15 protein-coding genes and 2 pseudogenes are annotated in these 26,786 nt (G+C 59.2%); 6 read left to right on the top strand and 11 right to left on the bottom strand.

What is annotated here, in order from left to right:
• Both PKO02S_RS24960 and PKO02S_RS24955 read right to left on the bottom strand, forming a co-directional pair.
• Window positions 1-777, bottom strand: a 777-nt coding sequence (locus PKO02S_RS24960; protein ID WP_164821674.1) for a YhgE/Pip family protein, incomplete at its 3' end; no start/stop codon positions are given.
• A 562-nt stretch (window positions 778-1,339) separates the two neighbouring features.
• Complete coding sequence (locus PKO02S_RS24955; protein WP_127587325.1) at window positions 1,340-2,791, bottom strand: DHA2 family efflux MFS transporter permease subunit; 1,452 nt, start codon at window positions 2,789-2,791, stop codon at window positions 1,340-1,342.
• 281 nt (window positions 2,792-3,072) lie between these two features.
• Between PKO02S_RS24955 and PKO02S_RS24950 the strand changes: the two genes are divergently transcribed.
• Window positions 3,073-3,495 (top strand): hypothetical protein, encoded by a 423-nt coding sequence (locus PKO02S_RS24950; protein ID WP_127587318.1) that lies wholly within the window; start codon window positions 3,073-3,075, stop codon window positions 3,493-3,495.
• An 86-nt stretch (window positions 3,496-3,581) separates the two neighbouring features.
• Here the strand turns inward: PKO02S_RS24950 and PKO02S_RS24945 are convergent, their stop codons facing one another.
• From PKO02S_RS24945 to PKO02S_RS24925, 5 genes are all read right to left on the bottom strand, one after another.
• Complete coding sequence (locus tag PKO02S_RS24945; protein WP_281280463.1) at window positions 3,582-3,947, bottom strand: YvbH-like oligomerization domain-containing protein; 366 nt, start codon at window positions 3,945-3,947, stop codon at window positions 3,582-3,584.
• A gap of 12 nt (window positions 3,948-3,959) precedes the next feature.
• The gene (locus tag PKO02S_RS34005) at window positions 3,960-4,121 is read right to left on the bottom strand and encodes a Spo0E family sporulation regulatory protein-aspartic acid phosphatase (RefSeq protein ID WP_373865242.1); all 162 of its coding nucleotides are present in this window, start codon (window positions 4,119-4,121) and stop codon (window positions 3,960-3,962) included.
• Window positions 4,064-5,383, bottom strand: a complete 1,320-nt coding sequence (locus PKO02S_RS32575; RefSeq protein ID WP_164821672.1) for a hypothetical protein — start codon at window positions 5,381-5,383, stop codon at window positions 4,064-4,066. The genes PKO02S_RS34005 and PKO02S_RS32575 overlap by 58 nt, the downstream gene beginning before the upstream one ends.
• Window positions 5,384-5,605: 222 nt before the next feature.
• Complete coding sequence (locus PKO02S_RS24930; RefSeq protein ID WP_127587312.1) at window positions 5,606-6,469, bottom strand: aldo/keto reductase; 864 nt, start codon at window positions 6,467-6,469, stop codon at window positions 5,606-5,608.
• Window positions 6,470-6,719: 250 nt separating this feature from the next.
• Window positions 6,720-7,958, bottom strand: coding sequence for a beta-galactosidase (locus PKO02S_RS24925; protein WP_127587310.1), 1,239 nt, complete (start codon window positions 7,956-7,958; stop codon window positions 6,720-6,722).
• A gap of 175 nt (window positions 7,959-8,133) precedes the next feature.
• Here PKO02S_RS24925 and PKO02S_RS24920 point away from each other — a divergent pair, with 175 nt between their 5' ends.
• The 3 genes and pseudogenes from PKO02S_RS24920 to PKO02S_RS33995 form a co-directional block, all read left to right on the top strand.
• Window positions 8,134-10,566, top strand: a complete 2,433-nt coding sequence (locus tag PKO02S_RS24920; RefSeq protein ID WP_127587308.1) for a GH116 family glycosyl hydrolase — start codon at window positions 8,134-8,136, stop codon at window positions 10,564-10,566.
• Between the two features lie 25 nt (window positions 10,567-10,591).
• Window positions 10,592-11,620, top strand: coding sequence for a LacI family DNA-binding transcriptional regulator (locus PKO02S_RS24915; RefSeq protein ID WP_127587305.1), 1,029 nt, complete (start codon window positions 10,592-10,594; stop codon window positions 11,618-11,620).
• Window positions 11,621-12,267: 647 nt separating this feature from the next.
• A pseudogene (locus tag PKO02S_RS33995) lies at window positions 12,268-12,639 on the top strand (DUF2961 domain-containing protein); the annotation flags it as partial.
• A gap of 153 nt (window positions 12,640-12,792) precedes the next feature.
• Here PKO02S_RS33995 and PKO02S_RS34145 read toward each other — a convergent pair.
• The 4 genes and pseudogenes from PKO02S_RS34145 to PKO02S_RS24895 all read right to left on the bottom strand — a co-directional run.
• A pseudogene (locus PKO02S_RS34145) lies at window positions 12,793-13,227 on the bottom strand (hypothetical protein); the annotation flags it as partial.
• A gap of 128 nt (window positions 13,228-13,355) precedes the next feature.
• Complete coding sequence (locus PKO02S_RS24900; protein WP_127587301.1) at window positions 13,356-15,653, bottom strand: beta strand repeat-containing protein; 2,298 nt, start codon at window positions 15,651-15,653, stop codon at window positions 13,356-13,358.
• 501 nt (window positions 15,654-16,154) lie between these two features.
• Complete coding sequence (locus PKO02S_RS32940) at window positions 16,155-16,289, bottom strand: ankyrin repeat domain-containing protein (RefSeq protein WP_164821671.1); 135 nt, start codon at window positions 16,287-16,289, stop codon at window positions 16,155-16,157.
• Window positions 16,290-16,298: 9 nt separating this feature from the next.
• Complete coding sequence (locus PKO02S_RS24895; protein ID WP_127587299.1) at window positions 16,299-17,150, bottom strand: patatin-like phospholipase family protein; 852 nt, start codon at window positions 17,148-17,150, stop codon at window positions 16,299-16,301.
• A gap of 189 nt (window positions 17,151-17,339) precedes the next feature.
• On the opposite strand from PKO02S_RS24895, the gene PKO02S_RS24890 reads away from it, so the two are divergent.
• Together PKO02S_RS24890 and PKO02S_RS24885 are read left to right on the top strand one after the other, a co-directional pair.
• The gene (locus tag PKO02S_RS24890; RefSeq protein ID WP_127587297.1) at window positions 17,340-17,786 is read left to right on the top strand and encodes a DUF4395 domain-containing protein; all 447 of its coding nucleotides are present in this window, start codon (window positions 17,340-17,342) and stop codon (window positions 17,784-17,786) included.
• A gap of 219 nt (window positions 17,787-18,005) precedes the next feature.
• The gene (locus PKO02S_RS24885) at window positions 18,006-26,549 is read left to right on the top strand and encodes a glycoside hydrolase family 94 protein (protein WP_246067355.1); all 8,544 of its coding nucleotides are present in this window, start codon (window positions 18,006-18,008) and stop codon (window positions 26,547-26,549) included.
• Window positions 26,550-26,786: the final 237 nt, after the last annotated feature.

Below are 26,786 nucleotides of genomic sequence, written 5' to 3'. Positions count from 1 at the left end.
CGCGGCCAGCGCCGCCAGGCCGTCGGCCAGCCGAGCGGCACCGCCGCCCAGCTGCGCCGCGCCGTCGTGCAGCTGGCCGGCGCCGGCGGCGAGCTCGCTCGCCCCGGCTTGCAGCGGCATGGCGCCTTGCGCCAGCTTCGCCACGCTCTCGCCGACCGTCCGGACGCCGCCGGCCACGCTTGTCGTGCCGTCCGACAGCCGCTGGGCACCATTCGCCGCTTGAACAAGACCGTCCGACAACTGGCCAAGGCTCGCAAACACCGTCTTCGTATAAACTTGTGTCAATTGCTGCGATAGCGTTGCCTTCATCCGTTCGATCGCCGATTTCCCGATCTGGGCCGACAAGAAGTTGTAGCTTTCATTCGGCATATACCGGAACATCGCCGCCGTCGGATGCTCCTCCATCACATTCGTCGCTTTTTGCGAGAAGTCCTCGGGAATCACAATGCCCAAGTAATACTGATTGTCCCGGAGCCCCTGCTCCGCTTCCTCTCGCGTGACGAAATGCCACTCGAATCCGTCCGTCTTCTTAATCGTATTAACAAACTCATCCCCGACCCGCATCTCTTGTCCGTTATAGGTCGCCCCGCGGTCCTCGTTTACAACCGCCACAGGCAGAGAATCCAGCCGGCCATACGGATCCCAGAACGCCCATAGAAACATCGAGCTGTATAGCAACGGGATCAGAATCACCGCCATCACGGAAATGAGGATTTTGCGATTCCGCAACAGTGCAAGCAGTTCTACGCCGAAATATGAGGATTTGTTATTGCGCATCATGCGATTCTCCTTCCGTATTCGGCCTTGAATTAAATTGACCATTTTGTTCATGAAATCATTTTTTGTAAAAATAAATGTCCACATGACTAAATCGGCCAACCGGTCATTTCGTTTCCTATCTATAGTCCACTGCATCTTCGAATGCAACGGTAAATTTAATCAGATTTCTTTCGTTCGTTCTTACAGACAGACGTTCCTCTATTGGAGCGGCGTTTTCGGAAGGGGGTGCGCGGAAATGGCTCTGCAATTGGGTGAAATCGGACTAAGGCGCAACTCAGGACCCGCTCACGGCATTCAGTCCGAAAAAATCGGACTACAGACATCGATGCCGCGAGGCACACCATTGATGCTGAAATGGGGCAATTTTCAGAGTAGCGTATAGGCCCCCCCTTTCATGCACTCGCCACTACAGTACAGAACCGGGCATCGAGGGCCATATGCAATGGGGTCAGATTCAAAAAGCCCTTGCCACACTTTATCCGCCGTTTTGCACCGGCTATAATCTCCTATACAACAAAAAACACGGACCCCTAAGGACCCGTGCCGCACATCCACTACATTATGCCGCTTTCTGGGCTTCTTCCGCCGGTGCGGTGACCCGCTTGATGAAGAAGCCGAGCACAAGCGCGATCAGACTGACGACGAACGCCACCCAGAACGCATTGTTCATCCCGGCGACAAGGCCGTTGATCGCTTCCTCCGGTGCCGTCGGGTTAGACGAGGAGCCTATGTAGCTTTTCGTACCGGACGACATGATCGTGATGAACAGCGCCGTCCCGATCGCACCGGCTACTTGCTGGAGCGTGTTTAGGATCGCCGTGCCATGCGGATACAAACTGCGTGGAAGCTGGTTCAGCCCTGTCGTCTGCGCCGGCATCATCACGAGCGAGATGCCGACCATCAGAATAATGTGAATCGTAATGATAAACCCGGTTCCCGTATCAGCTGAGATCATCGTGAACAGGAACACCGCCAAACAAGTGAGCACCAGTCCCGGAATGACGAGCACGCGCGGGCCGAATTTGTCGAACAGCTTGCCGGACACCGGCGCCATAATTCCGTTGAGGATTCCGCCCGGCATCATGATGAGGCCGGACTTGAATGCCGAAATCAGCAGTGCCGTCTGCAAGAACAGCGGCAGCATAATCATCGTCGAGAACAAAGTCATCATCAGGACAAGCATCATAATGGTGACCAAGGTAAACATCGGATAGCGGAACGCACGCAGATCAAGGATCGGCTCCTTCATGACCAACTGCCGCCAGACGAACAGCAGCAAGCCGATCACACCGGCCACAATCGTCCAGACGACCTCCGGATCCGACCAGGAGCCTTCGCCCGCTTTACTGAAGCCGTAGACGAGACCTCCGAACCCGATCGAGGACAAAATAATGGATAAAATATCGACCTTCGGCTTCGTAAGATCCGAAACATTGCGCAGGTACGCGACCGCAAAAATAATCGAAAACAGCGCAAGCGGCATAACCAGGTAGAACAGCCAGCGCCAGTTGAGCGAGTCGATAATAAAACCGGCCAATGTGGGGCCGATGGCCGGACCGAACATGATGACGAGACCGATCATCCCCATCGCGCCGCCACGCTTCTCCGGCGGAAAAATAACGAGAATCGTGTTCATCAAAACCGGAAGCATAAGCCCTGTGCCAAGCGCCTGGATTACACGCCCTACCAAGAGGACGCCGAATTCAGGCGCGAAGGCGCATATGGTCGTACCGACAAGGAATAGAATCATAGCCGACAAAAACATTTGACGCGTTGTAAACCACAGCTGCAGCAAAGCCGTTACGGGAACGAGCACGCCGATTACGAGCATGTAAGCCGTAGACAGCCACTGGATGGTGGACGGCTCTACGCCGAAATCCTTCATCAGATCCGGAAACGCGATATTCAGCAGCGTCTCGTTCAGAATCGCTACGAACGCTCCGATAATCAAAGCCGCTACGATTGGCCCTCTCTTGATTTTGCTCAGGTCAATCTTGGATGATGAATCCATGGATGCGGTATTCAAAGCTTCTTCTCCTCCGTTCTACCCTTTCTTCTCGAGGACGTGGCTCGCCCATCGATTTAACTTTCTAAGTTTAACAAACATCTGTTCGCCCGTCAAAAATTATCAACTATATTCGATATACTTTTACAAAACCTTATTAGACCTCTCGACCACCGTCGATTCCCATCAACTGGCTGCAACGAACTCGCCGCACAAACGTAGTACAACCTATAGCAACCAAACGGCATCAGCCGTATTCCCCCCCCAACCTACGGAGGCCCTAACGAATGACACCCAAACGCATCTTTATGATCGGTACGATAGCGATTGCCATTACGCTTGGAAGCGGACTCTTCGGCAAAGAAACGGACGCCGACATCGTCCTGTTCCCATCCGAACCGGCTGCAGCCGGCTCTACTGCGGAAGCCCCTTCGCCCGAGGCGGAGACCGAAGCCTTTCTCGAAACACTGGGCGCGCCAGACGAGCAATCGGTTTATGATGCCCTGTACGAAGGAATATCTCTCGCTGAGCTGGCTGAGCGCAACGACAAGCCGATCGAGCCTCTGCTGCAGCTGCAAATCGAGCAATTGAAAGCGCAATTGGATAACCGATTATCCGCCGGCAGCATCACGCCCCGCATTTACCAAGCCCAGCTCGCCGAGCTGCCGGAGATCGTAAGGCTAAGCGCCTACGGAGAGAAGGGCCTGTAACCGTCGCCACAGCTTTTTGTCACCAGTCGCACATAAGGAAGGCCGAGCCCCTTTAACGAGGAAGCCCGGCCTTTCGTTATGCCACCTTATTGATTGATGTAGCGCTCGAAGACGGCTCCGAAATCCTTCGGCTTGTATTGCTTATGCGCTTCCACCAGCCAACTGAACGCTTCTTCGTTCAACGCCTTCAATTGCGCCGCGGTGTCGATTTCGTGTTTCACCACGCGGTTCAGCGTCGTCGAGGCGAGCTCCAGGCTGTCTTTGGCGTAGCTGAGCTTCACGTCGTTGTCCGACGTCATTTCGCCGATTTTGAGCAGCGCCTTGTACAGATCCTTCACTTCGGTCAAATGTTTCTTGTTCACATCGATCGAGTAGTCTACCGATCCCATGGTGAACTTGATTTCCACGTCCAGATCGACCGTACCGGCCGTTTCCAGCGCGACATTGGAGATTTTATGGCAAATTTATAAATGTTTAACACGGTTGAATTGATTGATCAGATGGTCGAGCTCCACAGAATCCTTCAAGCATCTCGGATCGGAAATGCCGTACTTGTCAACGCACTCGTTCAACTGACGACGCTTTTCGCGAATCGCCAAGTCGATCTCGCATAGCAATTCGCACACCTTTTTACCAGGCTGTCCGGATTCGTCCCGACTCGGTTGTTTCCCCATTGGGAATATCCCTCCCTTTTTTCCGGTATATGGTGAGACCACATGGAAAAAAGAGGTCGAGGCGGCCGTCCCGGAGGCGGATTGGACCATTGATTGACGCCTAGCAAATGTTTGCGCAGGTAGGGCTCGCTCCTCACGAGCGGCGGCTGCAAATCGATAGCGGCTTGAAGCAGCACGGAAATGCCGGAGGAGCTGGACGCCCCGTTGCCCGAAGCTGAGGCGCCTCCTTGTCCGCCTCCTCCCGTCCCTCCCGTGCTGGGCACGGAGACGACGATCCCTCCGTGGGTTTGAGGTGAGCGAGCCGGCTTGTCGTGTGAATCGTTAGCGACCGTATACGTAATGAACTTGCGCGCCCTTAGGTCCACTAGCGGTTTGGCGAGCGCTCGAGGAGCTCGAAGTACTTCGTCATCCGCCTCCGCCACAACGTCGGTCTCGTTCCCTTTGCCTATGTACGCTTCCAGTCCCATGTCTTGTTGGACAGGCGGCTTTTGCGCCGGCGACGGTGTCGGTCGCGGGGGTGATGGCGCAGGCGAGGACGATGTGAGTGAAGGCACCTCCGCCACTCCGGCCTCCCCGTCATCCACAGGCTTTCCAGGCGGCGTAGAAGGTGAAGACGTCGCGGGAGGTGCATGCGTCGCGGGAGGCGGCGTTACAGGCGGAGGCGGCGCACCGCCATCCGATACGAAAGCGGACACATCCAGGCCGATTGAAACGGCCGCTCCGATCGGCTTGAGCAGCTTGTCCAGCGGCGGCACCGCGGGCAAGTCGAGCGGCTTCACTTGTACTTGCAATTGCGTCTGAATCTCGGCTTGCACCTGGAGCGGCGGCAGCATGGCGGCCGTATCTTCCGTCGGAACCGGAACCGTCACAGCTGCTTGCGGCAAAGTCACTTGCGACTCTAATAGAGGCGACTCTAATAGAGGCGTCTCTACCAGTACCTGAGACAATGAAACCTCCGCCTGCACTAGACTGTTCTCGCTGGATAGTCCTACTTCCGCCCCGGGCACCGTCAATTCGACCTGAAGGATCGGCACCTCTATGTGCAGATCGGGCGTCTTGAGCTGCATATCCGGTACAACGGAAGTGACGACATCCAGCAGCCCGGCATGGGCTCTGCTCCCGACATCAATCAAGCACCCTAACGCGACGACGAGCACAATAAAAGCGTCTACACCTATTCTTTTAACTGCATTCCTCCCATCCCTTACGATCATGCCTGACTACTTCCCTCCTCCCCATCTAGCAAGAAGTTGATCGATATGCAAACAAGACCGCTCCGCATAAACGAAAAAGTCCGGGGGGCAAACGCCAACCTCCAGACTATTTTCCCATTCGCGGTTTCGGGTTACCTTTATTTTACACCCAGGTCGTTTCGCCTGTAAAGTTAATTTGTCACACTTGTATAAAATTGGAATTACAGCAATCAACTAAGAAGCTTAGCGCTTCACCCATTCCCCGGATGTCCAGTCGACCGCCTTCCACTTGAGCACTTTCGGGTTAGCCAGATGAATGACTTCCTTGAAAAATTCAAGCTTCTCGATGTCCGTCATCGGTTGGAACGATTCGGCTACGGCCAAGTTGCGCTCCAACTGCTCCATCGACTCCATCCCCACGATGGCCGTGGAGATCGGCAGCGAGAATGTGTATTGCATCGCCTTCTCGTACCACGGAGCCAACTGTCCGAGCGCCAGCACCTTCATGCCGATTATGCCGATGTTCTTGCGATTCGCTACCGGCAGGAACTCATGAGCGAAGCTGTAGATCAGATGGTCCATCGCGGACAAAGCGACGAGCGCGCTATCGAACGGGTACCGCTCCAGCGCCTCCAGCTGCACGTTCGGATTCGTGTGGCCGCTGATGCTCAGGTGTTTGACGATCCCTTGCCGCTTCGCTTCGAGCAACGCTTCCATCGCCCCGCCTTTGGCGAAAATTTGGTCGAGCTCTTCCATCGTCGCCACATTATGAAGCCGCCATTCTTCGATGCGGTCGGTTTGCAGGCGGCGCAGGCTGTCCTCGAGCAAGCGGAGCGAGCCCTCGCGCGTGCGGTCATGCGTCTTGGTCGCGATCCACACTTCGCCGCGGCGGTTGTTCAGCTGCAGCGCTTTGCCCAGTCGCTCCTCGGACTGGCCCCTGGAGTAGCTAGGCGCCGTATCGTAGTAGGTGATACCTGCGTCAATCGCGCGGTTCACGATCTGGATCGCTTCCTCTTCCGTGCAGCTATGCTCGTCCACGATGCGCTGCGCGCCGAAGCTCAGAATCGGGAACTCCGCCCCGGTTTGGCCGAATTTGCGTTTTTCCATTCCTGTCCACCTCTTTCATTAATATGCGTCCCTACCATACCTGGTAAGGTTACCCTTCCTATACCTTCTTTAACCGTTTCTTTCCTCATTATACCATAGTCTGGAGGGGATGCGAGGGTACGGCGAGAGCTGGATTGGCCGGACTGGCCAATTGGCGGCGATGGCGTGTGGGTGACTGAGTGTAACTAGGGTTTGTTGGTTGCGGATACCGCAATGGTAGATGAGGTGCGGAATGATGGATTACGGCGACTTACTCGAGCTCGCGATGAGCCGCGGTCACGGCTTCCACGAACTCCTCCCACGGCTCGTCGTCGACATTCAGCAAGCCGTAGTTGCCGATGAGCCCATACCGGTCGCGGCCGTAGTCGTACATCGCGAACCAGTGGGCGCCGACGCAGGCCGGCAGCGCCTTGGCGTCGCGCACGAACTGCGCGTACAGCTCGCCGCGGCGCTTCTGGTCCTTCACCGTGGCGAATTGCGCGCCGTTGGTGCTGTTCAAGTAGCCGGCCTGACGGCCTGCACAGATGCCGAACTCGCCGATCAGCACCGGGCGTCCGGACAGCTCGGCGACCCGCGCCAGCCACTTGCCAGGGAAAAATCGCGTGTAGAAATTGAGCGACACGACGTCCACATACGGCTGCATCGCCTCGAACACCACCTCTGGTGTACTAGCGCCTACCATCCGGCAGCCAAGAATCAGATGGTTCGGGTCATAATGCTTAAGCAACGTAGTCGTCGTGCGGAAATATGTCTCCGCGATCAGCCGCAGAAAGTCCAGCTTGTCCTGCTCAAACGCCTCCGTATCCGCCGTGTAGCTCGACACCGTAAGCAGATCCGCGAACTCCCAATACTCGCTATTCCACGCTTCGTTCAACTGCTCTATCTCGCCGCCGTAGCGCTCCTCGATAAACTGCACCCACCGGCGTTTCCCCGCCGCCTCACCCGGCAGAGCGAAATAATCGAGCACGAGGTTCGTCGGATTGGCGCCTTTCGAAGGCTCGTTCATCCCCCAATTGCCGCCCTGGCCCCACCAGTGGAGCTCATTGTCGGTGAAGTAGCCGATCAAGGACGAATCGTCCTTCAGCACCGCGCCTTTGCCATAGAAGTGATCGCACAGCACACGATGGATCGAGAACACGAAGCTCTCGCAGAAAACATCCGGAAACCCGACGCCCCAATCCTTGTTCACCTTGGAAGCGTGGCGGGACAAGCTCAGCTCCACCGTTTTCGGGAACGGCCCGTCCCAATAGTACTGCTCATGCCAAGCGGCCAGCGTGTTGAAGCCATACCCCTGGATCTGCTCCAGCTTCCGGTCGGCGAACCGTCTGAACCACTCGCTTCCACCGCCGTACGCCTCCACTTTGTCGATGCTCAGGTTGTCCGGAAAATAGACGCAATTGACGCCCAAGGAAAAAAACGGCTTGCCTTCCGGATCTAGCAGCTCCCATTGCCCGTTATCCCTCTGCTGAGTAGTAAAAAATCGTGTCATGCACCCATCCGCCTCTCCGTAACTAGTCTCTCTACTCTTTCACCGCGCCAAGTGCGATTCCTTCGATTCAACGTTAAATGAATTTATTAAATTTTTTATTATAATATTTACTAATTTCAACAACCACCTTTATAATACGATTAAATGCTACTCTTCACAAGGAGGATATCGGACTATGTCACGGACTTATAACACCGCTTACTCAGGCGATCGCAACTCGCACACCGCTTTTCCGCTCGGAGGGATCGGCGCCGGCATGTTTTGTCTGGAAGGCACGGGAGCTCTCTCCCATTTTTCCCTCCGCCATCGCCCGGACATCAACCACGAACCTACCGTCTTCTCCGCGATCCATATCAAGGGACGGGACGGCGCGATTTCGAGAGTGCTGGAAGGCCAAGTGCCCACTTGGAAAATTTTCAGCGACCACAACGACAATTTGAACGGCCCGGGCTGCGGGCTGCTCGGCAAACATTACGGCCTGCCGCGGTTCGCCGAAAGCGAATTTCTCGCCCGTTTCCCGTTCGGCACCGTCTCGCTGCGCGATCCGAAGCTGCCGATCGAAGCGGAAGCGACTGGCTGGAGCCCGTTTATTCCGCTTCAGGCCGACGATTCCAGCTTGCCCGTCTGCGGCCTGGAATTTACATTCGCCAATACGACAGCCGAGCCGCTCGAGCTCGTGTATTCGTTCCATGCGAGCAACTTTATGAAAACAACCGGATCCACCACCCATCGAGTGCTCCGGTCGGAGCAAGGCAACGGGTTCATATTGCACCAACCGGCGATCGAGGACAAACCTTGGGAGCTGGGCTCCTTCTGCGCCACGACGGATCATCCGGATGCGAAGGTCGATTGCGCCTGGTTCCGCGGGGGTTGGTTCGATTCGCTGACGATGGTGTGGAGCTCGATTGAGGCCGGGTTATGCGTTGAGAACGCTCCGGTTCATGAATACAAACCGAGTCCGGGCGGCAGCATTTACATCCCTCTCAAGCTCGAGTCGCATGGCAAACAAACCGTACGGCTGTTGTTCTCATGGTTTGTCCCCGAGTCGAATTTGACGGTCGCCGTGCAAGACAAGGAGAATGTGTCTTATCATAAGCCGTGGTATGCGGGGGTTTTTGACGGTATCACCGGATTGACTTCACATTGGTTAGGTGAGTATGGGCGGCTGCGGGAAGAAAGTGCACGGTTCCGCGATACGTTCTATGGCACGACGCTTCCACCTGAGACGATCGAAGCTATCGCCGCCAACCTGACAATCCTGAAGTCCCCTACCGTGCTGCGTCAGACCGACGGACGGCTCTGGGCTTGGGAAGGCAGCAATGAGAAATACGGCAGCTGCCACGGCTCCTGCACGCATGTATGGAACTACGCCCAAGCGACCCCTCATCTGTTCCCGGAGTTAGAGCGGAGTTTGCGGCACACCGAGTTCCACGAAGGACAAGACGAGTACGGCCATCAGAACTTCAGGGTGCCGCTGCCGATCAGCCCGGCGGATCACAAATTCCATGTCGCAAGCGACGGCCAGTTGGGCGGCGTGATGAAGCTGTACCGGGAATGGCGGATCAGCGGCGACACCGATTGGCTGCTCTCGATCTGGCCGAAGGTGAAGCTGAGCCTTCAATATTGCATGGACCATTTCGATCCGGACCGCATCGGCGTTTTGATCGAGCCCCATCACAACACATACGATATTGAGTTTTGGGGACCTGACGGAATGTGTACATCCTTCTACTTGGGTGCCTTGAGGGCAGCGGCACGGATGGCGGAAGCGGCCGGCGAGGCGGCTGAGCCCTATGATTCGCTGTTCGAGAAAGGGAAAGCGTACATGGAACGCGAATTGTTCAATGGCGAGTACTTCGAGCAGCGTATTATCTGGGAAGGGCTGCGCAGCCCTTCGCCTGTCGATTGCGAGCAATCGTGGAACGTCGATTATTCGCCGGAAGCGGCCGACCTCCTGCAGAAGGAAGGGCCCAAGTACCAGTATGGCAAGGGTTGCTTGTCCGACGGTGTCGTAGGCGCTTGGCTGGCGCAGATGTGCGGGCTGGGCGACATTCTGGAAAGGGAAATGGTTCGCAGCCATTTGCTGAGTGTCTATAAGTATAATTTGAAGCGGGATTTGTCCGAGCACGTCAATCCACAGCGCCCAGGTTACGCGATTGGCGGCGAGGGCGGCCTGCTCTTGTGCTCCTGGCCGAAGGGCGGCAAGCTGTCGCTGCCGTTCGTCTACAGCAACGAGGTATGGACGGGCATCGAATATCAGGTCGCTTCGCATCTGATGGCGCTCGGCTGCACCCTGGAAGGGCTCGACATCGTGCGCACTTGCCGCGACCGATATAACAACGGCATCCGCAACCCGTTCGACGAGTACGAATGCGGTCACTGGTATGCGCGGGCTTTGGCTTCATATGGCCTGCTACAAGGCTATAGCGGCATCCGCTACGACGCCTGCGAGAAGACGCTGTATGTGCAGCCACAGGTGGACGGCGACTATGCCAGCTTCCTCTGCACCTCCACCGGCTACGGGCTGGCCGGCATGCGCGATGGGAAGCCTTTCGCCAAGGCGCATGCGGGACATTTCGATATTAAACATACTCTATTATTAGCGTAATGAACCAAGGAGTGACCGGATTAAAATGACTAGCAAACCGGAAGGACGCCGGAAACCCGGCATCAAGGAAATCGCCGACCGTACCGGCTTCTCGCCGGCTACCGTCTCGCTCGTGCTCAACGACAAAGGCTCCTTCTCCGAAGAGACGAAGCACGCGATTCGCCAAGCTTATGCAGAGCTGAGCCACGGCATGGCGATAGCCGAGGGCCGGCGGTTCGTCCGGCTGCTGATCGAGGAGTTCGCCTTCGCGTTGGAAGCCGATCCATACAACAGTGAGATTATCCGCGCGATCGAGAGCGAGTGCCGGCTCCAAGGCTTGGAGGTCATCCTGACCTTCGTCCGGGAGCAGGCGGAATTCGAAGCTTGGCTGGACAACTCGGCAGGGTTGATTCTGCTGGGCGGCGGGCTGATCACCGATTCGCTCGTCGACCGGCTTAAGGACTATGGAGTTCCTCTCGTGTTGGTCGACAACTATACGCATAAGGGCGACGTGCTCTCCGTCCATGCCGATCACTACGGGGCCGGCTTCCTGGCGACGGAGCACCTGATCCGCCGGGGACATGAGCGGATCGGCTTCATCAGCGGTCCGGCCAAGTACAAACCGCTCGTGGACCGCTACGCCGGCTACTGCGCCGCCTTGATGGAGCACGGGCTGCCGATGCGGCCGGCGCTTGTCGCGCCGAATCTCGACCGCCGCTACATCAAGGGCTATGAAGAGATGAAGTCGCTGATGCGGCTGCCGGAGGGCGAGCGACCGACTGCCGTCTTCGCTGTGAGCGATCGGGCGGCGTTCGGCGCGCTTCAGGCGCTGGAGGAGCTTGGCTCGCACGCGGGGGCGGAGATGGTGATAGAGATGGAGCTGGTTGGCTGCGACAACATCCGAGGCGAGCAGATGGTGTCGCATCGAATCGCCACCATCGACGTTCCACGCCAAGAGATCGGCCAGATGGCGGTCCGGTTCCTAGTAGAGGCGATCAAGGGCAATACGTTGACGGGCAGCGTCGTCATGCCGGGCAAGCTGAAGCTGCCTGCAGAACAGAGGGTGTCGACATGAACATGATTCCTGCGGACTGGAAGCTGGTTTATGAGAATGAGCTTGCCGTAGCTGGGAGAGGGGCGCATCGGGTTCCGCCAGATGACCTCGCTGATCGCGGAGTACGCGAATTTGAAGGTGTATGCGCCTTGATGACAAAAACGTCCGATGCTCGGACGTTTTTGTTGTAATCAGGTGAATGCTACGCTACTGGCACCTACGTTCGCTATCCTCCAGGTACCCTCGAGGTATCCTCCAGGTAACCAAGCCCTGTAGTCCGATAAAACCCACTTGCAGAGTCGTGCCACGTCGTAACTTGCCCCGCAGTCCGAGTTTGCCGAATTGGAGAGGCTTTATTCCAAGGGGTGTGCGAATCCCCCCTCTGCAAGTGGTGAAATTCGGACTAGAGCGCCGAACGGGAACCCGGGCTGCTCTGTAGTCAGGAAAACTCGGACTATGTGTTCCCCCGCCTTTCTCACGGCAAACGTCAAGCGCGCGTTGAAGCGCCGTCGTGCCTTTGGTTCGTCCGTCCCTTGTCGCGTCGTAATCTCGTACATTGCTAGTTGTGGCTGGCATCGTGTGTGGCCCTCCCTCCGAAGGTGAGTTAGGACGGCAACCCGCTGCGCGGTTTGCCTGCGGCCGACTCCACCCCGCCGAACTTGTAAGGGATGCGATTGTCGAAAACTCCTGTCCAGAGGCTGAACACGACGGGGAAAGACAACTTTCTCGTCCTGGAGACGGAAGGAAAAGGGCACTACGTAGGCTGCGCCGTCCATCTCGACACGAACGAGCCGGGCTGGTGGGGCGAAGGCGACGATATGTTCTTCCTCGATGGAGAGGAGTGGCCGCCGACGCTGCATGGCACCGGAATGGAGGATTATTTCTGCGGAGCCTGGAACTACAACAACTTGAAGGAAACGTTCTGCGCACCGCAATTCGGTTACTCGTTCAAAGGCAATCCCGACTACACTGGAAAACACTCTCAATATAGGTTCCATATCGAGGATCCGGTGTACTTTGAGCATTCGCTTCGGTTCAGCATCGAGCACGGCCATGCGAACGACCGGCAGGGCGATTGGACATGCACCGCCTACTGGTATCAAGTAGGCCGTACCCGGCCGCTGCCGGACAAGCTCCCGGCGCCAGGAAGCATGAAACCGCCCCAGCCCTTTTTCCAGCTCATCTACCTCGTGATAATCGATGTAATAGTACAGGATCGAGTCGAAATCCGCGTCGTTCGTAATTGTAATGAGCGCCGACTCATACGGCATCGTGAACCAGCAATTCATGCCCAGGTACATCGACTGGATCGGTTCGGCGTTGACATATGTAGGACGGGCGTGGCCCAGCAGGAAAAAATCACCGATCGGGCATTGCACCGAAGGTGTCTCCTCCCCGTCCCAATACATGCGAATGACAAGCGCGCGCAGGTTGAAGTTCTTTTCGAACGTCGTCATCCAAATATGTTTGATCATGCCGGGTGTTGCCATTTCGGCCAGCGTGATGGTCTGTCCTGCCTTGATATCCAGTACGTCCACGTTGCCTCCAGTAGGATCATAGGATGATTGACGTCTGGAACGAATGCCGGCTCCCAGCTTGGCTAGATTGGCTAGAGCGGTTTTGGACATCGGGTATCTCTCCTCCGTTTTTTCTCTATTCTCTATGCCAGTCCGCTCTAACGCAATGCCCTGCAGGCCGTTCCGGGCAATGTGAACAACAGAAGACAATTCAGGTTAAAAAAACACAACGATTTCGCCTAGCTCATCCGATGCATGGACCAAATGATGCCGGAGCTCGCACCTCCAAGCGAGAGGGCAACGGTAAGTCCATTGGCGACGTAGAAGAAGCCGATCACATCGCCGGCACCCAGCTGGACTTCCCCGGCAAGCGTAACCGTCCCGCTCCCTAGAATCGCTCGAAGTGTCAGGACCAGCAGCACGTTGACGTCCAGGATCGGGAACAAGCCGCGGATCAGGTCTGTCACGGGCGAGGATGTGCGCCGAACGACGAACGCCGGATTGATGCCTGCGCCTAGCGAAACCGTCAGCACCGCTGTCGTGGAGTAGTTGATCGTGGCACTGATGGAGTACTTGCCCGTAGCCGGCACCGTATAGCTACCCGAGACCTCATTGAAGCCGGTGCCGTCGTAATAAGGGGTGGTGACGGACCAGTTGGCCAACTGCGTCGTCCCGGTCACCGACAAGGTTGCGAGGAACGCGGAGAAGCCGTCGACGAAGCTGGGGCCGGTGGCGCCCGTGGTGCCGGTCTGGCCAGTGGCGCCGGTGAGGCCGGTAGGGCCGGTGGCGCCGGTTGCTCCTGCGATGCCGGTCTGGCCAGTGGCTCCGGTGAGACCGGTAGGGCCGGTGGCGCCGGTTGCTCCTGCGATGCCGGTCGGTCCTGTTGCTCCGGTGAGACCGGTAGGGCCGGTGGCGCCGGTTGCTCCTGTCAGTCCAGTTGCCCCATTAGCTCCTGTGGCTCCTGTGGCTCCTGCAGCACCAGTTGCCCCTGTTGCTCCAGTTGGACCTGTAACGCCGACCTCTCCCGTTGCTCCACTATTGCCGGTCGGTCCTGTTCCACCAGTTGCTCCTGTTGGGCCAGTTGGGCCGGTTGCTCCATTCTCTCCCGTTGTTCCCGTAGTTCCAGTTGCTCCTGTTATCCCAGTTATACCGGTAGGGCCTGTTAAGCCGGTTGCTCCCGTTTCCCCGGTTGACCCTGTACCCCCTGTTGCACCAGTCTCTCCGGTAACCCCAGCAACTCCGGTTGCTCCGGTTGCTCCTGTTGCTCCTGTTGCTCCTGTTGCTCCGGTTAATCCTGTTGTTCCGGTTGCTCCGGTTAATCCTGTCACGCCTATCGGCCCTACTTCTCCCATTACACCCGTGGTTCCAGTCGCTCCTATTTCTCCTGTAGCACCAGTAGCCCCTGTATCTCCAATTGCACCCGTTGCCCCGGTTGGACCTGCGGCTCCAGCTGCACCTGCCTCTCCTGTAGCGCCGGTCGGTCCAACTTCTCCCGTTACGCCCGAGACCCCAGTTGCTCCTGTAGCACCCGTGGCTCCTAAATCCCCAGTTGCACCCGTTGCCCCGGTTTGGCCTGTTACTCCGGTTGTTCCCATCTCCCCCGTCGATCCTGTATTACCAGTTGGACCTGTTATACCTGTCGCGCCGGTTGCTCCTGTTGTGCCAGTGATGCCAGTAGCTCCGGTTTCTCCTGTTATCCCAACTGAACCGGTTGCACCAGTAGGGCCAGTTGCACCTGTACCTCCCGTCGGTCCTATTGCTCCAGAGGCTCCAGTCGATCCTGTTACTCCAGTTGCACCAGTTGCTCCAACATCTCCCGTAGATCCAGTTACTCCTGGTTCTCCCGTTGCGCCGGTAGGGCCGGTTACACCGATTGCGCCAGTTGCACCTATCGCCCCAGTTGCCCCAGTTGCCCCAGTTGCCCCAGTAGCACCAATATCACCAGTAACGCCAGTTGCACCAGTGTCACCCGTCGCTCCAGTAACCCCGGTCACTCCAGTTGATCCCGTCTCCCCGGTTGCACCTGTTGCACCCAATGCACCTGCTTCACCAGTAGCTCCCGTAGACCCGGTTACTCCACTAGCCCCAGTCGCTCCTGCTTCACCTGTTTCCCCTGTCGCACCAGTCGGCCCGGTGACTCCAGTCGCGCCAGTCTCCCCCACGCCAGGCCCGGTCGGTCCGGTGGCGCCGGTGACTCCAGCAGCCCCTGTTGCACCTGTAGCGCCGGCCGTACCGGAAGAGCCTGAATCGGACAATAGCTGCTCCAGCTTGTATTGCAACCAAAACTCCTGCTGCGTCACCGCCTCGATCGTTTGCCGAACACTGTCATTGACCGCCAAAATATCGCCGATGGTCGCCGGAGGGGCGGTAGTACCAGGCAGCGTGCCCAGCACATACTGCAGCTTCTCCCCTTCCGCATTGAGCACATGGCTCAAGCCAAGCTCCTCCAGCGCAATCGAAGAAAGCAGCAAATTGATCGCATCATTCCGCGTGACGGTTATGGATGGGGTTATGTTAGGCAATTCAGGCACACTCACTGGAATCACTCCATTCGCTGCTATATTCTATGAATCGAAGCGAATGGAGTGAGAGGCCAAAGTCGCATCAACTCGCCTATTTCCCAACCCGAACCGATCGAAAAAGCTTGCTCGCTCTCGACTCTAGGCCATTCGCACCTCCCGAATCTAGCAACGGCCAGTTACTAGAAAAACAAGGTGATGCCAAATCGTTATTTGTCCCAAAGTGGCCCCCCCGAGCCCATATAACGTTACCGGATACACAGGATATCGTTATTGCTGCTCCAATAACCCCCGCGAAACGCCAGCCGATTGCAAAAATAATCCAACCCGCACGCATAACGCGCCATCGCATCACAAATACTACCCATGCGCACGAAGGAGGGGACGATCATGGCCAAGCAACAAGGACACGCCGCCAAAAACACCAAGACACGAACCACGGACCGGAAAAGCAACAAATCCGGAGACAAGTAGCACCACGCAAAGGAGCCGATCCTGAGAGGTCGGCTCTTTTTACGTTTAAATCACAGCACCGTATTGCCTCAGAGGCTCCGCCACATCGCGGAACCCGAAATTCTGGGCATGGCCGAGCGCCGTCGTCCCCTTCTTGTTCCGCGCGTTAGGGTCCGCCTTCGCATCAAGCAGCGTCTGCACGTCAAATTTTTATGGGCCGGCCCACTCCCGCATCGCCGGCAGCAGCCGCCCCGCATCCTCGTAGCCTTGCCGATACAGCGCCTCCAGCTTGTCCCGATTGCGCTCCATCCGCCCCACCGCCAGCGGCACCTCCGGACGGATCACGAACATCGAACCATTCGCCGCCGCTCGCTCGATATACTCCATCGTGTCGTTGTACACCTCATGCCGCCGCAGCATCGTGCGCACGAGCTCGGGATAGTGCCGATACGCCCGACGGACGAGCCAGGAGAACGCGTTCGGCTTTTTGCGGTAGCCTAGATTGCGTGTCAGGATCACCACGTTGCGGGCATACCCGTCGCTTTCGGCCCTGCGAACCGGGATCGGATCGGAAATACCGCCGTCCAGCAGCTCCATGCCTTGATAGGAGACGATCGGCGCGATAAAAGGAAGCGAGCTCGACGCCCGCATCACTTGCAGCCCGTCAAAGCCCTGCTCATGCTTCTCAAAATACACCGGCCTCCCCGTGCGGCAATCCGTCGTCCCCACCACGAATTGCTCCTCCGCAGCGGCAAACGTCTCAAAATCAAACGGCACAAGCCGATTCGGAATCTCGTCGAATATAAAGTCCATGCCGAACAGCTGCCGGCTTCGCCAATAATTTGTCCAAGACAAGTATCTGGGGTCGGACACGTAGTCGATGTTCACAACCCGGTTGCGATTCCGCTGCCTCGACAAATAGCTGGCCGCCATGCAAGCTCCAGCCGATACACCTGTCAAATAAGGGAAATATACATTTTCCTCCGCAAACCGCTCCAGCACCCCGGCCGTATACACGCCCCGCATGCCGCCGCCCTCAAGCACCAAACCCGTTGCCAACATCCTGTCCACTCCCTGCTCATAGTTGATCTGGATCCCAGCTTGCCGATTTCCTCCTATTGTACACCTTCCCTCGCAAAACACCATGTCTGTAAATTTACGTAACGCATGCGGATAAATCCCTACCAAATAACTCGGTTTTTATGCTATACTTCGAGTAAACCGACTCCTATTCGGACTGGAGGATCCTCTATGCGACAACAGCCTGTGAATTTATCTTATGACTGCGTAGACGAAGTACCGCTGCATCGGGTGCGCGGCAACCAGCTCGGCATTTTGCTCAGCGTGATCGCCACCGTGATAGCCGACCAGCCTTGGATTATGCTGCTCCCCCTCGTCGTCCAGCTCATTAGCCGGACATACGGCGTGAAATACAATTTGTTCGTCCGTCTGCTCTCCCCGCTTTTCCCGGTCAGCGCCAAGACGGAAGCCCGCGAGCTGCTGCGTTTCAACAATTTGCTGGCGATCCTGTTCATGACTGTCGCGTTAGTCGCCTTTGCGCTCGGCAATCTCGTGGTCGCCTACATCGCGCTCGGGATGCTGACGGTAGCTGTCGTGCTGGCGTTGAGCGGATTTTGCTTAGGCTGCTTCATGTATTTTCAGTGGAAGCAGTTCCGTGCGAGACGGCGCAGCGCTTAAGGCCATACACGATACTTGAGATAGAAATAACGTTATGAAAACCTTCTGTCCAAGGAGACAATCTGCTCTGCAATCGACCCTTTCACAAACAAAACTTGCCTAAACCCCAGCCCCCAAGGTTGAGGTTTTTTTGTTTTCCAAATTTCGGCTCATAAAAATCCCCTGTGCGTGGAATGGTAATGGAGTGATTTTTTACTATTTTTCCATCGGGGGTTCGAAATGAGTTCGTATAAGGAAAGGCTGCAGAAGCCGGCCCACAAGCTGGCGCTGGAGCATGACCCGCACGGGCGACGCGTCTCGTCGCAAGCGGTCTGGCAACGGCTGGAGGGCGATATCGAGGAGCTGCGGGCGTTCATGAAGGAGCTGCACGAGGAACGCAGCGCATGCGAGCAACCCGCCGAGGAATGGCTGCTCGATCACTCGGAATTTCTGGAGGCGGAGCTGCTCGAGATCGCCGACGAAACGTCGAGGCTCCGAACGAAAAGGCTGCCTACGGTAGACAAAATCGGCACGCTGCGCGTTTCCTCCATCAGCGAGGCTTATTTGGCGCATACGGACGGGCTCCTCGAGGAGGACTCGCTGACCGCTTTTTTCAACGCGTATCAGGAGGTTGCCGTGCTGACGACCGCGGAAGCGTGGTCTGTGCCGCTCTTCATGAAGATGGAGATGATCCGCCGACTTGCCGCGCTCACGAAGCCGATCAAGGAACGGCGCACCATCTGCGAACTCGTGGACCGGGTGCTGGACGGCCTCCCCTCCGCCGAGCTGACGCCGGAGCGGCTCAAGCTGGCATTGGAGCAGGCGAATGTAGAGCTGCCTCTGTCCGGCGCGCTCATCGTCCACCTCGTGAGGCATCTCCGCGAGCATGCGGCAGACTCGGCGCATGTGGGCGAATGGCTCGTCTGCAAGATGGACAATGCGCCGGAGAGCCTTGACGCCGTTCTCTCCTACGAGTATCGGCTGCAGGCCGAGTACCAGGTGAGCGTCGGCAACGTCATCGGCAGTCTGCGCAAGCTGTCCCGCTGGGTGTGGAGCGACCTGTTCGAGGCGATCAGCGCCGTCGATCAGACGCTGCGAGAGGAGGCGGCCGGCGACTATCCGAAGCTGGACGGCGGCAGTCGCCAGACGCTGAGGCACCGGGTCGAGCGGCTGGCGCGGCGCATGAACGTGACGGAGAAGCTCGTCGCGTCCCAAGCGGTGAAGCTCGCCAATGAGCAGCATGAAGCCGCGCTGCTGGAGGAGCATGTCGGCGGGGGCGAGCTATTGCCGCGGCAAGTGTACACGGCTTATTATTTGCTGGACGCGCAAGGGCTGAGACAACTGCAGCAAGCGCTACGCCAGTGCGGCAAAGCCGGCGCGCTGCCGGAAGCAGGGCTGCGCCTGCGTGCCTCAGGCGTCTACCTGCAGCTGCTCGCTTGGATCGCAGCGGCGGCGCTGGCTGGTTTGGCGTGGTGGGTTGGCGCCAGTTTTGCAGCCTCTCCGCCGTGGTTTGGCTGGTTGTCCATGGTGCTGCTCCTAGCCTGGCCGGCGAGCGACATCGCCGTGACTGCCGTCCACTGGCTGATCGAACGAACGATCCCTCCTACCCGACTGCTACGGTACGACTTGTCCAAAGGGGTGCCGGTCGAGGCTTCGACGATGGTGGTGATTCCCGTCATCTGGTCCCGTGTGGAGGATGCGCGGCACACGGCCGACCGGCTGGAGCTGCATCACCTCGCCAACCGCGATTCGAATATCCATTTCGCCATTCTCAGCGATTTCCGGGATGCCGATGCCGAACGGCTGCCGGAGGACGATACGCTGCTGCACGCAGCGCGAATCGAGATCGAGCGATTGAACGAGACTTACACGGGCTACACGTTTCACCATTTTCACCGGCATCGCAAATGGAACGCCTCCGAGCGAGTCTGGATGGGCTGGGAGCGCAAACGCGGCAAGCTGGAGGAGTTCGCCCGCCTGATGCGAGGCGATCGGCGGACAAGCTTCAGCACGATCGTCGGGGATCCCTCCGTTCTATCCCGTATCCGGTACGTGCTGACGCTGGACGCGGACACCCGCCTGCCGCTGGAGAGCGCCCATCGGATGATCGGTGCGATGCATCTTCCCTACAACCGCCCCCGCTTGAATGAGGAAGCGACCAAGGTGAAGGAAGGTTACGGCGTCCTGCAGCCGCGGATCGGCATGACGTACGAGAGCGCGCAGAAATCGAGGCTGACGTCGCTGTGGGCGCATGAAACCGGTCTGGATCCGTATGCGTTCGCCGTGTCCGACCCGTACCAGGATGCGATCGGGCAAGGCATTTTTACGGGTAAAGGGATATTCGACGTCGATGCGTTCCATCAAGTGCTGGGCAATCGCTTCCCCGAAAACCGCGTGCTCAGCCACGACTTGCTGGAGGGCGGACTGCTGCGAGCCGGCTTGCTGTCCGATATCGAGCTGATCGACGATCATCCGCCGACTTTCCTCGCGCATCAGAAGCGGCTTCACCGCTGGACGCGCGGCGACTGGCAGCTGCTGCCCTGGCTGCGATCGTCCGCCCGGAATTGCCAAGGGGAGTTCGTCGCTACCGAGCTCGGCGCCGTCACCTGTTGGCAGATCATCGACAACATGCGCCGCAGCCTGCTGCTGCCTGCTCTGATGGCGATTATGCTGCTCGCCGGTCCGCTGTTGCCGGGCTCGCCAGCACGCTGGTACGGCGTCGTGCTGCTGACGCTGCTCCTGCCGATGCTACGCCAGCTGCTCACGCTGTCGGCGATCGTGCATCACCCCATCGGCCTGCTCCGCACGCTCGGCCATGCGGCGCTGGCGTTTCTGACGCTGCCGTATCAGGCCGCCCTGCAGCTCGACGCCGTGATCCGTACTCTGTACCGGCTGCTAATCTCGAGAAGGCGGCTGCTGGAATGGGTCAATCAGGCTGAAGTCGAGCGGCTCAGCAGCCGAAAGGGCGCGCCTCCGATCGCCGGCGGCACATGGGGGGCGGTGCTGATCGTGCTGATGGCGGTCCTCGCGTTCATCAGCGATTCGTTGATCGTGCAGGCCATAGGGTTGGTTTCTGCGCTGCTATGGAGTTTGACGCCGTTCGTCATTCGATGGCTCGATCAATCTCCGACCGTGTCGGTTGAGGTGTTTTCATCCGAGGAAAGCGAGGAGCTGCTTCGCCTTGCCGAGGACATCTGGTCCTTTTATGAGGATTACGTAACCGCCCGGGACAACTGGCTTCCGCCTGACAACGTGCAGCTCGAGCCGGACCGCGGCATCGCCCACCGTACCTCTCCGACTAACATCGGCATGTACATAACATGCGCGGTGGCTGCTCGCGACTTCGGGTTTATCGATACGCCCGGGCTTGTGGAGCGGCTGGAGCGGTCGATCGACACCCTCGAGCGGATGGAGAAATGGGAAGGCCACCTCTACAACTGGTACGACACGGAAGCGTTGACGCCGCTGCAGCCCATGTACGTGTCGACCGTCGATTCCGGCAACCTCGTCGCCTCGCTGATGACGGCAAAGGAAGGATTGCTGGAATGGTGCCGAGCCGATCGCGACCGCAAGGTGGAGCATGTAAATCCTTCTGTCGACGGCGGGCCCGCCCGATCTCCGCGCGCGGGACAAGCCGAGGTTGCCTTCGGGGACGAGCTCGGCACCCCGCCGCCATCCGACATGATGGCGCGAGGGAACCGGCTTGCCGCGCGGATCGAAGCGCTCGTACAGGCGACGGACTTCCGCCCGCTGTACGATCCGAAGACGAACCTGTTCTCGCTCGGCTATCATGTGCATCAAAGGGCTCGCGACGGCGTGCTCTACGACCTGATGGCGTCCGAGGCAAGACAGGCCAGCTTCGTCGCCATCGCCCTCGGGCAAGTGTCGGTTTCGCATTGGAACGCATTGGGCCGCACGTTGACGAAGGTCGGCGGTCGTCCCGCCTTGCTTTCCTGGTCGGCGACGATGTTCGAATATTTGATGCCTTGGCTGCTGATGAAGACGTACCGTCATTCGATCTGGGACAGCACCTACCGGGCCGTCGTCGAGCGCCAGATCGAATATGCCCGGCAGCTCGGCGTGCCGTTCGGCATTTCGGAATCCGGCTACTTCGCATTCGATTATCAGATGAATTATCAGTATCAAGCGTTCGGCGTGCCGGGCCTTGGCTTCAAGCGGGGGCTGGAGCAGGAGCTCGTACTCGCTCCGTATGCCACCGTCATGGCCCTGCCTTTTGCGCCTAAGGAAGGCATGCAATCGCTTCGCGAGCTGGAACGGCTTGGCGGGCGCGGCCGCTACGGGTTCTACGAGGCGCTGGACTTCACCCCTCGACGAATGCCGGCCGATCGCAAGCATGTCGTCATCCAGAGCTTCATGGCCCATCATCAGGGGATGAGCCTGCTGACGTTGTCGAATCTGCTCTCGCCTCATCGGATGATCGACCGATTCCATCGCAACAAGTCGGTGCGCGCCGCCGAGCTGCTGCTGCAGGAACGAACACCCCGGCGGCCTCGGTGGGTCAAACATCCGGCGATGTACCGCTCCCCTGTTCGGACGGAGAAGGCGGCGCAGGAGACCGGGCCGATCCGCGAGCTCGCGAGTCCGCATACGCCGCTGCCGGAAGTTTGCCTGCTGACCAACGGCCGGTTCACAACGATGGTGACGGCCAGCGGGAGCGGGCGCAGCAGCTGGGACGGGCTCTCGATCTCGCGCTGGCGGGAGGAGCCGGTCCAGGACCCTTGGGGGAGCTGGCTCTATATCCGGGACTTGCAATCGGACCGGATCTGGTCCCCCTCCTACCGTCCTTGCGGGACCGAGTCTCCGGAGCAGCGCATCGTCTTCGAGCCGGATAAAGCGACGTTTTCCCGTGTCTATGAGCAGGTGGAGACGACGATGGAGATCGCCGTCTCGCCGGAATGCGATGCGGAGCTGCGGCGCCTGACTTTGAAAAACAACAGTGGAGCGACGAGGGTGCTGGAAATCACGTCTTTCGTTGAATTGGCGATGTCGAGCCCTATCGCGGACGATGCGCATCCAGCCTTCAGCAAGCTGTTCATTCGCACGGCTGTTGATCCGGACACCGGCTGCTTGGTGGCCGGGCGACGCAAGCGGGAAGCCAAGGACCGGGCGTTCTGGTGCGCGCATCTGTTAGTCGCCGAGGGGCACGCCCCGGTTCCCGCCGAATACGAGACCGACCGCGGCGCCTTTATCGGCCGCGGGTATCGGCTGGACGAGCCGCACCTGATTCGCTCGGCGCTGAAGGGCAAAACAGGCTCGGTGGCGGACCCGGCGTTCGTTATGCGACGCCGGGTTCAACTGGGTCCCGGCGATGAGGTTAGGCTCTATGCGGTAACCTCGGCCGCCGAAACCCGCGAAGACGCCGTCGGGTTCGCTTCCCGGTTGGTCTCGGAGCAGGCGGCGGAGCGTACGTTCCAGCTCGCTTGGACGCGCAGCCGTGTCGAGCTCCGCAACCTGCACTTGAGCCAGGCGGACGCTATCGTCTTCCAGCGGCTCGCGTCGCAGGTGCTGTACACGCCGCCTATCCGTACGGAGCGTGGCCGGCGCATCGCCGCCAATACGAAATCGCAGTCGGGGCTGTGGGCGTACGGCATTTCCGGCGACCGGCCGATCGTCCTCGTGCAGATCGACAATCGCAGCCAAATGCCGTTCATCACGAAGCTGCTGACGGGCCATGAGTACTTGCGGCGGCTGGGACTGCCATTCGATCTCATCATTCTGAGCCAATCCGCGGACGGCTACCAGCAAAATCTTCAGGAAGCGCTCGGCCGGGCGGTCGAGCATGGCGTCGACCGGTTCGGCACGGGCGTGGTGGGGATTCATGTGCTGTCCGAGAGTCGGCTGTCCGTGGAGGACCGCACGCTCCTGTTGGCCGTCTCGCGGGTCACATTGCGTGCCGGTGGGCCGAGTCTGGCCGGCCAGCTGCGGCCGGCGGCGGCTCGGACAAGGGAGAGCGGTGAGGGAGAGCGGACGGCGCTAGCAGGTCAGGTGGTGCTTGCGGAGCAGGCGGTGGGAGCAGGACAGGCAGGTCAGGCTGTGCAAGCAAGGCAAGGAGCACAAGCGGGGCTGGCCGGGCAAACCGGGCAAACAGCACAAGTGGGGCTGGCCGGGCAAACCGGGCAAACAGCACAAGCGGGGCGGGCCGGGCAAGCCGGGCAAACAGCACAAGCGGGGCTGGCCGGGCAAGCCGGACACTCTTCGCAGCCTCAGGGCGGGCAGCCCGCAGCAGCGCCGATCAGATCTCGCCCCTTGCTTGAAGCCAAGGATGTACGCTTCTTCAACGGCTGGGGCGGCTTCACCCCCGACGGCAAGGAGTACAAGCTGCAGCTCCAGGGTGGCCGGCACTTGCCCGCCCCGTGGATCAATGTACTCGCCAACCCGTCTTTCGGCACCCTCGTCTCCGAGCTTGGGACCGGGTACACGTTCGCGCGGAACAGCCGGGAGTGCAAGCTGACCCCGTGGTCGAACGATCCGGTGCTGGACCCGCCGGGCGAAATCGCTTTTCTCCGGGACGAGGAATCCGGGGAATGGTGGACGCTCGCGCCTGCTGCCGGAGAAAGTGCGGCTGAACCCTATCTCGTCACGCACGGTCTGGGCTATACGGCATTCGAGCATTCGCGCTCCGGCATCCAGCACACGATGCATCTTTTCGTGCCGCTGGACGATCCGGTCAAAGTCATTCGCGTCCGGCTAGTGAATGACTCGGCCCGCGCCCGCCGTCTCTCCGTCACCTATTATGCCGAATGGGTGATCGGCGTACAGCGACAGATGAACGCTCCGTTTATCGTGAGCGACTGGGACGACTCGGCCGACATCCTGACGGCGCAGAACCGGTACCAGGAAAACTTCTGCGAAGCGACGGCATTCCTGGGCGTCTTCCACTTGGGGCCTCAAGCGGCGGCCGTCACGGAAAACGAGCTGTCCTGGACCGCCGACCAGCTCGAATTCATCGGGCGCAACCGCAGCGCCGACCACCCGGCCGCGATGAGCGGCGGCCCGCTGTCCGGGCAGACCGGCGTCCACCACGCCGGCTGCGGGGCGATCCGGCGCGGGCTCACGCTCGCGCCGGGCGAAGAAGCCGAGGTGCTTGTGCTCCTCGGCTGCACCGATTCGGCGGCGGAGGCCGCTGCGCTCGCCCGCCGGTACCGCGACGCCGCCGTCTGCGAGGCGGCATGGCAAGCGACGAGCGCCTACTGGGAGCGGACGCTCGGCCAGATCGCGGTCGAGACGCCTTCGCTCGAGACCGACATACTCTTGAACGGCTGGCTGCTTTACCAGTCGCTCGCCTGCCGTATGTGGGCCCGCTCCGCCTTCTATCAGGCCGGCGGAGCCTACGGGTTCCGCGACCAGTTGCAAGACTCGCTCGCGCTATTGCATACGGCGCCGGATTTCACGCGCCAGCAGATCATCCGGCACGCCTCCCACCAATACGAGGAGGGCGACGTGCAGCACTGGTGGCACGAGGAGACGCAGCGCGGCATCCGCACGCTGTTCTCCGACGACCTGCTCTGGCTGCCCTACGGCACCTCGCGGTACTTGGAGCATACGGGCGACGAGTCGGTGCTGGACGAGCGGGCCGCCTACATCACGAGCGAGCCGCTGCGCGAAGGCGAACATGAGCGGTACGAGCCTACCGTCCTGTCGTCGCAGAGCGGCACCGTGTACGAGCATTGCCTTCGCGCCATCGACAAAGCGTTGTCGCGGATCGGCGAGCACGACCTCCCCCTCATCGGCATCGGCGACTGGAACGACGGCATGAGCCTGGTCGGCGACAAAGGCCGAGGCGAGAGCGTATGGCTCGGCTGGTTCCTCTGCGACGTGCTGCAGCGGTTCGAGCCCTTGTGCGCGGCACGCGGCGACGACGACCGGGCAGCCCGCTACGCCCTAGCCCGCGAACGGTTCGCGCAGGCGATTCACGAGCACGGCTGGGACGGCCAATGGTATCGCCGCGCATTCACCGATGCCGGCACTTGGCTCGGCTCGTTGTTCAACGATGAGTGCCGCATCGACGCCATCGCGCAGTCGTGGTCGGTCATCTCCGGCGCGGCGCCGGCCGATCGCGCCTTGACGGCGATGCAGTCGTTCGACCGCGAGCTCGTCGACCGCGAGCTGAGCGTCGTGAAGCTGCTGACCCCTCCGTTCGACCGGACCGAGCCGAGCCCCGGCTACATCCAGGGCTATCCGCCGGGCATTCGTGAGAACGGAGCGCAATACACGCATGGCGTCATCTGGAGCATCGTCGCCTGGGCCAAACTCGGACGAGGAGATAAAGCGTTCGAGCTGTTCCAGATGCTGAACCCGATCAACCATACGCGGACCGAGCACGAGGTGCGGCAATATTACGGCGAGCCCTACGTGATGGCTGCGGACGTATACACGTCGGAGCCGCATTGCGGCCATGCCGGCTGGACTTGGTATACCGGCGCTTCCGGCTGGATGTACCAGAGCGGCATCGAATGGATCCTGGGCCTGCAGCGACGGGGTGACCGGCTATATCTCAACCCGTCGATCCCGCCCGAGTGGCCGGGCTTTCGGGCAACCTACCGGTTCGGCGACACGAAGTACAAGCTCGTCTTCAGCCGCGACGGAAGCGGCGGCTGGAACAGCGGGGGCGGGACCATCTCCACCCTCTTGGCTGGCGATGCTCCGTCTCGTGACTCTTCGGTTCCCGACCCTCCGGCATCCGAGCCCCTCATCGCCGGCCCCGACACCTGCATCGAGCTGGTGGACGACGGAATCGAACGTGAAATTGCAGTTAAGCTCTAGCAATAGACAAAGACGCCTCCTCCCTCTATCTACCAGGGGCAGGAAGCGTCTTTTTTGCGGCTGTTCGGCCGAGACAAATAAGGGAATGCCACAGATGCCATATTGCTATTTAGTCAAGGAGAGCATCATTCGAGCATGGTGTTTTCGCAGTTACAACTTTGAAGGTGGGGACTGTTTGACGCTTACGTTACTACTTAGGTGTCGTGGCGGGTGAAAACCGTCGTTCGGGCGCGATGT

This window comes from Paenibacillus koleovorans NBRC 103111 (genome assembly GCF_004000845.1).
Classification (GTDB): Bacteria; Bacillota; Bacilli; order Paenibacillales; family NBRC-103111; genus Paenibacillus_AA; species Paenibacillus_AA koleovorans.
This window is presented reverse-complemented; position numbering and strand designations above follow the sequence as displayed.